Source organism: Rhodococcus sp. ACPA1, from assembly GCF_002300195.1.
Classification (GTDB): Bacteria; Actinomycetota; Actinomycetes; order Mycobacteriales; family Mycobacteriaceae; genus Rhodococcus_F; species Rhodococcus_F opacus.
Genome location: NZ_NSDX01000008.1, coordinates 517439 through 530060, shown reverse-complemented (window position 1 = coordinate 530060; position 12622 = coordinate 517439). Strand labels below are relative to the sequence as shown.

The window sequence follows — 12622 nt, the reverse complement described above, 5'->3', positions numbered from 1 at the left end:
CTCAGGAGCTAAGCCGTGACAACAATATCTCAGCGACCTTCGAACTCATCGCATGCCCCGATATCGGTCGGGCATCGGATCGACAAATGGGACCCCGAGGACGAGGCCGCCTGGGAGGCGGGCGGGAAGAACATTGCCCGCCGCAACCTCCTCGGCTCCATCCTCGCCGAGCACATCGGATTTTCGGTGTGGTCGGTGTGGTCGGTGATGGTGCTGTTCATGCCCACGGCGGTCTACCACATCGATGCAGCCGGAAAGTTCTTCCTTGTCGCCATACCCACCCTGGTCGGCGCCATACTGCGCCTGCCCTACACCTTCGCCACGACCACCTTCGGTGGCCGGAACTGGACCATCATCAGCGCACTGGCACTGCTGGTTCCGATGACCCTGACCCTGTACTTCATCTCGAGGCCCGAGACCTCCTACACCACGTTCATGATCGTCGCCGCGTTCGCCGGACTCGGCGGCGGGAACTTCGCGTCCTCGATGACCAACATCAACGCGTTCTACCCGCAACGCCTCAAGGGCTGGGCCCTGGGCTTGAACGCGGGCGGCGGCAACATCGGCGTCCCTGCCATCCAGCTGATCGGCCTGCTCGTGATCGCCACCTGGGGCAACCGCAGCCCCCAGATCGTCTGCGCGGTCTACCTGGTGCTCATCGGCATCGCCGCCGTCATCGCCGCCCTCTACATGGACAACCTCACCGACCAGAAAACCGACGCACGATCCCTCATCGATGTACTCAAATTCCGTGACTCCTGGATCATCTCGTTCCTCTACATCGGAACATTCGGATCGTTCATCGGATTCAGCTTCGCCTTCGGCCAGATCCTGCAACTGAACTTCCTCGCCGGACTCACCAACGGCGCTCCGGCCACCCCTGCCATGCAAGCCACCGCCGCCCTGCACGCCGCCCAGATCGCCTTCATCGGACCACTTCTCGGGTCCCTATCCCGCCCACTCGGCGGACGCCTGGCAGACAAGATCGGCGGCGGCCGGATCACCCTCTACAGCTTCGTGGCGATGATGGCAGCCGCCGGTATCCTCGTCGTCGCCGGTACCGTCGACGACTCCACCCCCGGGGCCGCGAACACCGCCATCATGACCGCCTACGTCGTCGGTTTCATCCTGCTGTTCGTCATCTCCGGAATCGGCAACGGGTCCGTCTACAAAATGATCCCGGCCATCTTCGCCGCGAAAGCCGCAGCGCTGCACCCTCACGACGCACCGACCGCCGCCGTCTGGTCACGCACGATGTCCGGGGCACTGATCGGAATCGCCGGCGCCGTCGGCGCCCTCGGCGGAGTCGGAATCAACCTCGTCCTACGCGCGTCCTACCTCGGGGTTCATAAGTCCGCCACCACAGCATTCTGGGTGTTCGCCGCGTTCTACATCCTCTGCGCGGTGATCACCTGGACCGTGTACCTGCGGCGACCGACCGCACCGGCATCCACTCCGGTCGACACTCTCACGCCTGCTCTCTGAACAACAACCTCCGGAAACGTCCGGGAACGCCGACTCATCCACGGAACCCCGTTCAGCAGAACACCATCCCGGCATTGGCTGCACAGCCAGCCTGCGGGTCAACATCCTCACGACGGCGATTCAGCGCCTTCGGCCGCGTCGAGCGGCGCTGCGGTCATCCGCCGGACTCGTCCAGCACAGCAGGGACCGTTTCGGTCCCTGGAACACACGAGAAGGAAATCCACGAGCATGAAAATGTCCAAACTGATGGCGGTCGCCGCCATAACCATCGCGTCGATGGGAATCGTCGCCGGCACCGCCCACGCGGACCCCGCACCAGCCACCCCTCCCGGTGTGGGGTGGAACCTCACCCGCAACGGTGACCAGGTCATCATCGACACCACCGCCGGGTCACTGAGCACCGAGAACAACCACCTGATCATCCGCGACGCCTCAGGTGCCACCGTCGAGTCGGTACCCCTGTCGATCGCCGTCAACGGCTTCGCACACCCCGTCGCCGCACAGATCAACGGCCGCACCGCAACCCTGACCACCGACACCAGCCCGGCCGCCGCAACCCCGGTCGCTCTTCCGTTGCGGCAGGTCGACCTGCCCGCCGCCACCGCCGGAGTCAAGGACAACATCACCCTCACCGCGGCCGTCGGCGGCTTCCTCGGCGCGGCAACCGGTCTGGTCGGCGGCTGCCTCCTCGGCGCCGTGGCCGGGGCCGTGATCTCCGCACCGGCAGCACTGCTGTTCGGCGCCGGCCCCTTGGCAGGATGCATCGGCGGCGCACTACTGGTCGGCGCGGGCGCCTCCCTCGCCGGCACCGCGATCGGCGGCCTCGGCGCCATGGCAGCCAACGCCGATCCGTTCATCACCCTGCTGAACGCACCCCCGGCCCCGAAGAAGTAACACGGCCCAAAGCGTCATCGCTGAACAACCTCCCGCGGTGCGGCCCGCCTGGCGGGCCGCACCGCGGACGCTCACGTCGCAGATGCGGATTCGTATCCTCGCAGCATGACGAGTGGACGAACACCACTGGAGCAGGCGTCGCACACCGTGCGCGGCCGACGCACTGCTGAATGGGGCCAGGCGTCGACGTATGCGCGAGCATCTCGCGGGGTCGCTCCCGACGCGGCGTCACTGGCTTCCAAATGGGGCCGGGAAGGACAGAAACGAGGACGACCGGATCGAGAAGCTGGGCAGGAGGATGAGCATCTACTCGGCGTCCAGTTCCCTCCGTATCGCGTCGAGTTCCTCGTTGATCCGAGCCGTCCTGTTGTGTCATGGATCCGTAGGGCGTCATCAGGATCAACTCGGTTTGCTGCGGTGAGAGCGAGTAGCGCACGCAGGCGGGCTGCGGCCTCGTCCCCTCCCTTTGATCGAAAGATCAATGCCAGGATTTCGAATGCGTTCTCCTGCGCCAGATTCGCTGCGACCAGGAGTTCATATCGTTCTCGCCGTATCGGCCCGCCAGGGTCCGGACGTTCCATCATCCTCACCTCCCTCCCGGACATCCGACCACACGGGACGCTCAGCTCGGTCGCTTTCCGAGCGAGTCGGGGCCGAGGCGGTGCACTGCCGGGCCGTCCTCGAAGCAATTCCCACAGAATCAGCCATTCCTGCTGCTCATGCGGATCGCGCTCGTACTGGCCACCGTGACAGGCCTACCGGTCGAGATGCACAATCGGACAAGTCCCGCTAGCAGCGGACAATCGCCCTGCTCAACGGGGCGATTGTCGGGATGGGCGATGCCGGGAAGTGCGGCGTCGAGAGAAACACGCGAATATGAAGGAAGCCTCCGACGATACGAAGTCCACCAAAAGTGGCGGGAATCGCTACCCCGAGTGCAAGTTATGGGATCTGATCCTGGATTCGGCCACCTTGATGGCCGCCGCAGTGATCATCGCCCTCACCCTCACCACCGGTGGATACCTGTGAACTGACGCGCCAATGCCGGGCCCCTGCCCCGCCGGCCAATCGCGGGTCGCAATATGTACCTGCCGCCGGGGTCCAGGCCGCCCGAGAATGGGAGCGAACGGCGCTGATCACAATGCGGCGGCAGACCGCCTGCCGTCGCAGACTCGCCGCGCTCATGTCGGCGAACGAAGCGCCAGCGGAAAAGTACTACTCCCCGCGGCGAGGTGTGGCGCGTTCCCACCAGTCGATCGTCTCGCCGTCGGCCCCGAGCCACCGCTGCCGTCCACCACCACCCATGCCGCCGCGGATGCGGCGCTTCCCCGAACGGCTGATGTGTCCGGCATTGGACGCACACCGTCGCCCTACCGAGCGCGGGCCGGCTCGTCAGGTCGGCGGATCGAGAACCCGGACCGACCGCGGAAGCGGCTGTACCGCAATACCGCAACGCCTCGCCGCCGCCGCGAACGACTCCGGGCGGGGGTCCACAGGCCAGGACACCTCCCCGGCCGGACCGAACACGGCTGCCGCATTCGCCGCCGGGCCCGTGGTGAAGCGCGTCTGATACCGGAGACCGTCGAACTCGACATCGAACGCCGCCGCCCACGCCCGGGGAACGTCGTACGGTGTCATCGAGCACAACTCCCGGGTGAGCCCGAACGCGGCAGCCGCGCCAGCGCAGGTATCCGCGAGGTCATGGGTGCCCGGCACCCGCAGCGTCGACAGTGCCCGCTCGGCCGCGAAGTCGTGGGCGACCACCCCGAGCGATGCCAACGCCTCCCCCACCGTCTCCCGGATCGCCGATGTCTCATCGAATGCGATGTAACACGTACCCCGCGGCGCGGACAGATCGAATCGCCCGCCACCCGAAGAGGAAAACCACCACGGCCCATTCGAGACCCGGTGACCACGCTTGACCTGCCGCCTCCCGGTCAACCGCCAACCGGGAAACCCGGTCAGCGTGCGCGTTCCGGGCGCCCGCAGCGCAACGTCCTCCCGGGTCACGCCGCCCACCGCTGCACATCCGCGCGGGCCGCCGCCAGGACCGGATCGACCCCGCCGCCCTCGGTCAACCAGCCCACCGCGGTCTTACCGCCGAACGCATCCTGCGGTGCCCGCAGCCACAGCGCACACGTCCACGGGTCCGCCCCCGCACGCAGGACACGCCACACCTGCACCAGCGCCGGGTCCACGGTGCCACTGCTGGTGAACTGCCACACCGGATAGACCCAGTGCCCCTCCTCGAGCTGGCAGGCGATCACCGCGTTGGTCGCGACCTTCTTGCTCACCGCCTGCCGACTGACATTCCACCACCGAGTCAGCCCGGCCGTGTCGTAGAACGGGCCCACCACCTGGTCATAGACATGATGGGTGGGAAGCGCAGCCGACATCGCATCAGCGATCGCCTGCACGTCCGCGAACGCGTCGGTGGACACACCGGCAGCAGCCGCCGCGGCGAACGTACGGTGCACCCGCTGCGAGAGCTCCTCCATCAATTGCTTCTCCTGCTCCACCAGCGACGTCATCACCCACACCCACCTTTCGCGTCAACTTTGTCAACCACAATGATGCACCAAAGGGTCAACCACGTCAACCAGACCGTCCACTCCTTTGGCAGACGGATCTTGTCAGACTGCGCTATCTACCGGCTCGCCTCGACTTGTCGCGCACTGCACGACTCGGTGTTCTTTTGCCGTCACGGAATCCGCCGCAACGTGGCGGAACTGCCACTGGGCCTTGGGACCAGTCGTCGGCTACCCACTTCATGAGGGCGGAGTAGGTCCATGGAGTGTCTGCACACGTTATCCAGAACGCCCGGGGTGGCGTGACACTGCGTGCGGGCGGTAGGCGACGCCAACCAGGGGTCCATGACTGCACGATCCGACGCACGGAAGTTTTACCAGCACTCCACCTTCCGTCGTTCTGATCAGATTCCGAATCCCCCACGGGGCCTTCCGCGCAGAACAACCCACGCGCCAGCGTAAGATCCACCGAAATCTGATAGTCCCCGGACACGAACTGCGGATCCACCAGATGGTGTTCGCGCCCCCGTCGTGGAGGTGGAGTTTCTTATATTGCCGGCAATTCCGTTGATCGTGTTCTAGTGAGATGCCGCGGTAAGCGCTGCCGTCCTCCGGCGATATCTGCCACCGGCCTCTGAGGTCCTGGATGCCTCACCGATCTGAGATTCATTCGCGCAGCCGATACCTTCAGCTCACAGGGGTTGGCAAGAACCTGTAGTGAAGATGAGTCGTGCTGCGCTTAATTACCGTCCGCGCCATAGGACCCTGGGTGACGAGGCGGGTCGGTGGGGATCTCTCCGAGCCCTCGGTGTTATCTGGCGTCCTCGGGGCCGATCGCCGTGCGTAGATCTTGTGTCACACCGTTCGGCACGGTAGTTCGGTGCCGTGCTCCAGCGGCTCAGCGGTTTCGGCCGCGTCAGTCGCGGAGTTCGCCGATGTCTCCGACCCCTCCCTGCAGGTGCATCCGGCCATCGGACAGCTTGTAGGTGACGCCGGCAATAGCGCAGGCACCACTCCCGACGCGATCGGCAATGATGCGCGAACGCTGCATCAGGAGAGTCCCGGTTTCCACGACGTGGCGGCCTTCGAGTTCGTCGACGGTGGTGAGGCCCTCTTTGCGACCCATCATGATCGACGGCGCCACCCGTTCAACGATGCTGCGGATGAAGCCGTCCGGAACCTTGCCCTTGTCCAGCGCGTCCAGAGTGGACTTCACGGCCCCGCAACCGTCATGACCCAGCACGACGATCAAGGGCGCGTCGAGGATCTGCACCGCGTACTCGATGGAACCGAGCACGGCGTCGTCGAGGACGTGGCCGGCCGTTCGGACGACGAACATGTCACCGAGGCCCTGGTCGAAGATGATTTCCGCAGCGACACGTGAGTCTCCGCATCCGAACAACACCGCGGTGGGGTGCTCTTCGTCGACGAGCTGCGCGCGGTCGACGATTCCCTGGCTGGGGTGGATCGAGACTCCGCTGACGAAGCGCTCGTTACCCTGGCGGAGGGTTTTCCACGCGGCAACCGGGTTGGAGTGAGGCATGCGGTTATTGTTCACCCGCACTGTTGCGCCTGCTCGGCGGGAACATTACGGCGACGGAAACTCCGGTTCGCGCATCGGCGAAGAGACGTGTGAGGAGCAAGTGGCGGGCGACGCCTCCGCGCTGATCAGCCGGTGCGAGTCTCCACGCATCGAACACAGCGGTCAGCAGGGACGCCCTGCAAGAGGATCAGTGCGCACGTGCGGTTCCGGCGGCTGCACCGGCGCACCGGCCACACCTTCGCCGATCTCGCCCGACGCATCAACCCGATCGTGTGGGGATGGATGTTGTACTACGGTGCGTACCACTCGCGGAAAGACCGGACCGAGTACGCACCCTCAGATGTCCGCGCAGGGAATACCACCGATCACGGGACGCAGCCCGCCGGACGCACCCGACAGGTACCTGTGGCGGTTGGTCCCGGCAGACTCCTGAAGGCTCATTTCGAGAGCCGGCGACAGCCACCTGCGCCTATGACGAGATAGGTCGCCGTCGTGGCTCTATGCAGGAGTTAATGCTGTCGCGCCGTGGTTCTGCGCGCCAGCGAGGGCCTGCTGGCCACCTTCGAGTACGTGCAGGAGTCTGCGGGAACCGAGACCGGCGAGATCGGTGGCGAGCAGGGCCGAAACCCTTCGACGGTGAGCTGGTCGACGATACCGGTTTCATCGTCGATGAACGCACGCAACCCTTGCGGATGCTGCCGTCGGACGAGCTGGAGTGGGAGCGTTTGACCTCCGCCGCGGTCGAAGACGAGGCCCGACCTTGTTGTCTGCACACGGAGCGCGCCCGGTCGGAAGGTCGTGCTCGGTGAGCCATCGACGGGTACCCGTGTGGGTGTAGTCGGGCCGATTCGTCGAATAGACCAGGGTGAAGCCGAGTCCCTCGATCGCCCAGGCGAGGTCGAAACCAGACTCAATCACCTCCGCATCCGCGATGTGGGAGAAGAACGCCGGCCACCACTCCGCCGCTGGCCGTTCGAGTTCACACCCGAACATGGACATGTCGGTGACCACGCCGTCGACATCGAGGAGTACGACTCGGTCGTCGCCGGGACGTTGCCGCGTGTACTTCCGAGCGTGCGTCTGCCGGCCATGTCGGTTTCCCCCTGTCTCCGCTGGTCACGCGGAACAGCTAATCAGAGTGCGATGCAGCGTCGCCGTAGCCACGCCGAGTGTTGCGCGAGCGCGGTCACGGAGACGCCGGCGCCTTTTACTTTGCGAGCGATTGCCTTCCGTTGGCTGTTGGCCGTGGGCGGTCGGCCATCGTTGCGCCCTTGCTCGAGGATCCCTGCCGTTGGCAGTGCGTTGGCGGTGCGTCGACGGTCATGGCCGCAATGGCAGTGGTGGGGTGCACATCTCAATCGACTCCGATCAACTCGCCTGTTCCGCCGTACGGCGTCGTCCCGAACAAGAGCAATGACGATCTGGTGCGCTTCGTGAACGGAACGTTGGAACGGGTGCGTACGGATGGAACATGGATAAGCATGTACGACAAATGGTTACGACTGGGAGGGCCGACCGAAGTCCCATCGGTGCCGAGCTAATGGTCGCCACCCCGTCCTGGATGTGAGTCCGCGGGTGATGCTCGCCGATCGGATCGTCGGGGACCTGCACCTCGGATGCCGGGCCTGGCGATCCACACGGCAGACCGCCGGGCGTCGGCCGACCATGCGCACGGCGACAGCGAGGTTCGCACGGACGCGGGGCCGCGCAACGCCACACCGAAGACGAAACCGACTGAGCTCACTCCTGGGGCTGCCGCCCTCGCTCGGCCACCTCCCGCACCGCCGCCGCGACCGCCGGCGCGACGGTGACGTCGAACACGCTCGGCACGATGTACGTGGCATTGAGCTCGGACGGCGACACCCTGTCGGCGATCGCCCCGGCCGCGGCAATCAGCATCTCGTCGGTGATATCGACCGCGTGCGCGTCGAGCAGACCACGAAACACCCCCGGGAAGGCGAGGACGTTGTTGATCTGGTTGGGAAATCCGACCGACCGGTGGCCACCACGGTGGCATGCTCACCGGCGACGACCGGATCGACCTCCGGGACCGGATTGGCCAGCGCGAACACGATCGACTCGTCGGCCATCGCCGCGATGTCATCGCCCGTGACAATGTTCGGCGCCGAGACCCCGATGAACACGTCCGCCCCGACCAACGCGTCCCGCAGTGATCCCGTCCGACCCTCGGGATTGGTGTGCTCGGCGATCCAGGTACGAAACTCGTCGGCGGTGTCGTCGGGTGAAAGAATCCCCTTCCGCCCACAGCCGATGACGTTCGTCGCACCTTGGGCGACGAGCAACCGGATGACAGCGTGCCCCGCGGCGCCGACGCCGGACACCACGATCCGAGCCCGGCCGAGCGACTTACCGACCACGCGCAGCGCGTTGGTCAAGGCGGCCAGGACCACGATCGCGGTCCCGTGCTGGTCGTCGTGGAACACCGGAATGTCGAGGATACCGCGGAGCCGAGCCTCGATCTCGAAACACCTTGGGGCGGAAATATCTTCAAGGTTTATCCCGCCGTACACCGGCGCGAGGGCCCGGACGATCTCGACGATGGCATCCGGGTCCTGGGTGTCCAGGCAGACCGGCCAGGCGTCGACACCGCCGAACCGTTTGAACAGTGCCGCCTTGCCCTCCATCACCGGGATCGACGCCGCGGCACCGATGTTACCCAGACCCAGGACCGCGGAGCCGTCGGTGACCACGGCGACGGTATTGCGTTTGATCGTCAGGCGGCGCACATCCTCGGGGTGTTCAGCGATGGCGGTACACACCCGGGCGACGCCGGGGGTGTAGGCGCGGGAGAGGTCGTCGCGGTGTGTGAGCGGAACCGTGGGGACCACCTCGAGCTTGCCGCCCAAATGCAGAAGGAAGGTGCGGTCGCTGACCTTGCCGACGATCACCCCCGGAACCTCGGCGATCGCGGTAGAGATCTGGTCGGCGTGCGCGACGTCCGAGGCATCGCAGGTGAGGTCGATGACCATGTGGTCGGGATGGCTCTCGACGACATCGAGCGCCGTCATGGCACCTTTCACCGATGCGATCGCGGCCGCCAGCGTCGACGTGGTGCCGGCGCCGACCGGTGCATGGACGCGGACGGTGATCGAATAACCGGGGCTGGGACTGGGCATGGGAACTCCTGATCGAGTGACGAGCAGCAGGTACCAGCAGGCGGCGTGTCCGATCGGCACGCACGCACCGGCGCTTCCGCCGCAACACCTTCAGTCTGCGCGGCCAGCACCGATCCGGACAAGGAGGACCACCGAACACCATCCTGCTCGGCGGGGATCGTTCCTCGGAGCACCCGCTCACCGGCAGGCGACCACCACGCAATCGCCGACCTGCATCCACGAACCCCGCAAGTTCGACCGGGAGGAAACGATGACCCACGTCGACGGGCTCCCGCGCGTGACCCACTGGGTTTTGTAGGGTCGAGGCCATGTATCCGGTGCCGAATCGACCACCCGATAACAAATTCCCCGCCGACGACCGGGGACTCGAGCTCACCGAGCGGCAACGTCGCGCCGTCGCGGTCACGTCCACCCAGATCGCCGACGAGGTGCGGGTCGATACCGCCCTGTTGGCCGGACGGGAGATCGACAGTGCGGGCATCGGGTCGGTGCTGCGAACCGCCGCCGTGCACCTGGACGTGCGGCAGCCGTGGCGGCGACGCCTGGCGCAGGCATTCGACGACCTCGCGGCCGATGTCGCCGCCGGCGGAACCGACCTGCACCGGGGAACAGATGGCGCTGCACATTGTCGTCGTCACCGCGGCCGGCCGGCGCCTCGACGACGACTTCGACGATCTCCTGCGCGACGTCCCGGCCCATCCCGATGACATCGACTGGATCAGTCCACTGGAGTTCCTGTTCGAGGACTACGACGTCCTGACCCTGTTCGACCCCGAGCCGCTACGCACGGGGTCAACCTCGACCCGGGGACTGGTGCGTTCCGTTCGAGGATCACCAGGCCCGCGATCCCCACCGCGGATACCGTCGCTGACGATAGCCCCCGTGGAGCGGACGGTCCGGTTTTCGGGGTCAGCGGTGCGGTGGTCGGCGCTCCGGTGTTCTGCTCAGAGGTCTTTGCACACGCTCCACGGCGCCGGCGGCCACCGGCCGGAATCTCTGCGCACGAAGGTGGGCCGTCTCGCCGCGATGGGCGCGGCCCTACTTCGGTGGTTCCGTACTCCTCGTTCCCTCGACCTCGAGCTCGGCGCCGTCGCGGGAGACCAACTGTCCTTCGTCGAGGAGAACCGCCCAGCGGCGCGGAAGAGCCCAAGTGCGCCCGTATGACCGGGTCACCGAGTCGATCATCTCGCCGTGATCTTCGACGATCACCCCGTTCTTCTGCGGCCATTGATCCTCGGCGATCGCCGGATCTAGCGAATGGTATGTCGTCACCCGAGCGCCCACCGACCACGCGGGCCGTATCGCGGTCTTCTTCTGGGGCTTCATCGGCCCATGGTTGCGCATCACACCGCCGACTGCCATTCGTTCCACCGTTCGACGGTGATTGGTTACCGCGAGTTAACCCCTCGCCCGGAAGCATGCCGCGGCGGAAGTATCCGCGGGTCCGGTCGGCGCTCCGGCGGCACCGGCATTGCTGCGTCCCCGGCGTTTCGCCGGCACTGGTGGGCGCGGTGGCCCCCGAGGGGTCGTGCCGGGACTCGCTGGCGCGCGGTGCCTGCGCGGCCACCGCGGTCTGTGGGGACCTGTACGCGACTTCGCGGGTCTGCTCCGGATCGGCCGACAGACTCCCTTCTGGTCGATCGGCATTGGGGCGCCTACCTTTCCAGCCCAAACGGGCCGGCGGCGTCGGTCAGGTCGGTGGGGCTGTTTCTGACGACGTAGGCGGCGAGAGTCGCGGCCCCCACGGCGACCCAGAGGGCGTTGAATGCGAGCACCCGGTATGTCACCGCGCCGGCGGCCGCCCCCCACCGCGACCGCACCCCAGAGCCGCAGGTATCGAGCCCATCGGCGGGATCCCCGGCCGAACAGACGATCGGTCAGGGACCGAGCCGCCGCGGCGAGCAGGCCGCCGGTCTCGAGAAGTGTGGCTTCGGCGCCCATGGCCAGGGCGAGGGTGAATCCGATCAGGGGTGCGGTGGTGGTGACCGCATGGAGGGCGCCGGCTGCCGCGAGGAGAACCGCCGTGAGCAGCAGAACCCGCGGCACCCGCTGGCGTGGCCACATCCGGCCGACCACCGCGGCCAGTACGACACCGACGACGAACCCGGCAAGAATCGCCCCGGCCAGGCCCACGACGAACCACGAACTGCCGCCGAGGGCGACGCCGGTTCGGGTAGTGGTGGCATCGATCGAGGAGACGAAGAACCCGCCGAGGAGGACGAACCCGAAGGCGTCGACGAAACCGAGGTGCATCGCGACGATCGTCTCCACCGGTCGCCGTGACCCAGGTCGCGCTGTCATCTCTGCATCGGCTGTGCTCATCGGCTCTCTCACCACCGGCCAGTTGCCGGCATCGGACAGGGTAGGGATCGTTGACCAGCGCGGTCGGTCCGGTCCTCTCCCCTCGGTGGCGAGGCGCCTGCCGCGACCGTTTTACGGGCGCCCCGGGTTTCGGGATGCGGGGCCGGAAGGGGCTCTGCAGCGCGAATTCTAGCAAATTGCTAAGATTCGCAAGTAACGCAACCTGCCGGGATTGCAGGTTGCAGGCGAGGCAGCAGACCCGGCGCCGCGGCGACCGCGACACACACCTCGCCGCCGCTGGCTCGACCCGGACGACAGGAGGAGCCATGACCGCGAACTCGCGCCAACCGCTGTATCAGATGAAGGCGGACTTCTTCAAAACGTTGGGGCACCCGGCGCGCATCCGGGTCCTCGAGCTGCTCAGCGAACGCGAACACGCCGTCTCCGAGATGTTGCCCGAGGTGGGCATCGAGCCGGCGAACCTGTCCCAGCAGCTGTCGATCCTCCGACGCGCAGGCCTGGTCACCGCCCGCCGCGAAGGCCTGTCGGTGTCCTACGCGCTGACCTCCCCCCGCATCGCCGAGCTGCTACGCGTCGCGCGCGGGATCTTGACCGGGGTGGTCGCGGGGCAGGCCGAGGTACTCGAGGATGTGTCCGAACCTCCCGCCTTGGTGGGCGAGACCGGGGGCTGACGGGGGCCCACCACGGCAGAACCCCACACCGCAAGCACTAGT

At 66.5% G+C, this 12622-nt stretch carries 11 protein-coding genes and 2 pseudogenes; 7 read left to right on the top strand and 6 right to left on the bottom strand.

Annotation, left to right across the window (positions count from 1 at the left end; translation table 11 throughout):
* The first annotated feature begins 15 nt into the window (after positions 1-15).
* From CJ177_RS35460 to CJ177_RS47660, 3 genes are all read left to right on the top strand, one after another.
* On the top strand, positions 16-1485 hold the full coding sequence (locus tag CJ177_RS35460; protein WP_095869917.1) for a NarK/NasA family nitrate transporter: 1470 nt from the start codon (positions 16-18) through the stop codon (positions 1483-1485).
* Positions 1486-1713: 228 nt separating this feature from the next.
* Positions 1714-2379 carry a hypothetical protein gene (locus CJ177_RS35455; protein WP_095869916.1) on the top strand — a complete coding sequence of 222 codons (666 nt, stop codon included), beginning with the start codon at positions 1714-1716 and terminating at the stop codon, positions 2377-2379.
* Between the two features lie 876 nt (positions 2380-3255).
* Positions 3256-3408, top strand: coding sequence for a hypothetical protein (locus CJ177_RS47660; RefSeq protein WP_179443367.1), 153 nt, complete (start codon positions 3256-3258; stop codon positions 3406-3408).
* A gap of 363 nt (positions 3409-3771) precedes the next feature.
* On the opposite strand, the gene CJ177_RS35450 is transcribed toward CJ177_RS47660, so the two are convergent.
* From CJ177_RS35450 to CJ177_RS35440, 3 genes are all read right to left on the bottom strand, one after another.
* Positions 3772-4389: an RES domain-containing protein gene (locus CJ177_RS35450; protein WP_095870010.1), complete on the bottom strand. Its 618-nt coding sequence runs from the start codon at positions 4387-4389 to the stop codon at positions 3772-3774.
* Entirely contained in the window at positions 4386-4910 is a 525-nt protein-coding gene (locus CJ177_RS35445) for a hypothetical protein (RefSeq protein WP_095869915.1), read from the bottom strand. The genes CJ177_RS35450 and CJ177_RS35445 overlap by 4 nt, the downstream gene beginning before the upstream one ends.
* 913 nt (positions 4911-5823) lie before the next feature.
* Positions 5824-6450 carry a carbonic anhydrase gene (locus CJ177_RS35440; RefSeq protein WP_095869914.1) on the bottom strand — a complete coding sequence of 209 codons (627 nt, stop codon included), beginning with the start codon at positions 6448-6450 and terminating at the stop codon, positions 5824-5826.
* 132 nt (positions 6451-6582) lie between these two features.
* On the opposite strand from CJ177_RS35440, the gene CJ177_RS35435 reads away from it, so the two are divergent.
* Positions 6583-6933, top strand: a complete 351-nt coding sequence (locus CJ177_RS35435) for a group II intron maturase-specific domain-containing protein (RefSeq protein ID WP_306453419.1) — start codon at positions 6583-6585, stop codon at positions 6931-6933.
* Between the two features lie 902 nt (positions 6934-7835).
* Positions 7836-7991, top strand: a pseudogene (locus CJ177_RS48740) (ABC transporter substrate-binding protein); the annotation flags it as partial.
* A gap of 199 nt (positions 7992-8190) precedes the next feature.
* On the opposite strand, the pseudogene CJ177_RS35430 reads toward CJ177_RS48740, so the two are convergent.
* Positions 8191-9587, bottom strand: a pseudogene (locus CJ177_RS35430) (NAD-dependent malic enzyme).
* A 317-nt stretch (positions 9588-9904) separates the two neighbouring features.
* Here CJ177_RS35430 and CJ177_RS35425 point away from each other — a divergent pair.
* Positions 9905-10294, top strand: coding sequence for a hypothetical protein (locus CJ177_RS35425; RefSeq protein ID WP_218835161.1), 390 nt, complete (start codon positions 9905-9907; stop codon positions 10292-10294).
* A 331-nt stretch (positions 10295-10625) separates the two neighbouring features.
* Here the strand turns inward: CJ177_RS35425 and CJ177_RS35420 are convergent, their stop codons facing one another.
* A complete protein-coding gene (locus tag CJ177_RS35420) occupies positions 10626-10949 on the bottom strand; it encodes a hypothetical protein (RefSeq protein ID WP_257014834.1) in 324 nt (107 codons plus the stop codon).
* Positions 10950-10985: 36 nt separating this feature from the next.
* Entirely contained in the window at positions 10986-11840 is an 855-nt protein-coding gene (locus CJ177_RS35415) for a DUF1275 domain-containing protein (RefSeq protein WP_257014848.1), read from the bottom strand.
* 374 nt (positions 11841-12214) lie between these two features.
* Here CJ177_RS35415 and CJ177_RS35410 point away from each other — a divergent pair, with 374 nt between their 5' ends.
* The gene (locus CJ177_RS35410) at positions 12215-12580 is read left to right on the top strand and encodes a helix-turn-helix transcriptional regulator (RefSeq protein WP_005263702.1); all 366 of its coding nucleotides are present in this window, start codon (positions 12215-12217) and stop codon (positions 12578-12580) included.
* The last annotated feature ends 42 nt before the right edge of the window (positions 12581-12622 follow it).

Bases quoted from the DNA above. Each gene is read 5' to 3' on its own strand.
- CJ177_RS35415 (WP_257014848.1), bottom strand. From the start codon at position 11,840: ATGCACCTCGGTTTCGTCGACGCCTTCGGGTTCGTCCTCCTCGGCGGG.
- CJ177_RS47660 (WP_179443367.1), top strand. From the start codon at position 3,256: ATGAAGGAAGCCTCCGACGATACGAAGTCCACCAAAAGTGGCGGGAAT.
- CJ177_RS35440 (WP_095869914.1), bottom strand. From the start codon at position 6,450: ATGCCTCACTCCAACCCGGTTGCCGCGTGGAAAACCCTCCGCCAGGGT.
- CJ177_RS35455 (WP_095869916.1), top strand. From the start codon at position 1,714: ATGAAAATGTCCAAACTGATGGCGGTCGCCGCCATAACCATCGCGTCG.
- CJ177_RS35445 (WP_095869915.1), bottom strand. From the start codon at position 4,910: ATGACGTCGCTGGTGGAGCAGGAGAAGCAATTGATGGAGGAGCTCTCG.
- CJ177_RS35410 (WP_005263702.1), top strand. From the start codon at position 12,215: ATGACCGCGAACTCGCGCCAACCGCTGTATCAGATGAAGGCGGACTTC.
- CJ177_RS35420 (WP_257014834.1), bottom strand. From the start codon at position 10,949: ATGGCAGTCGGCGGTGTGATGCGCAACCATGGGCCGATGAAGCCCCAG.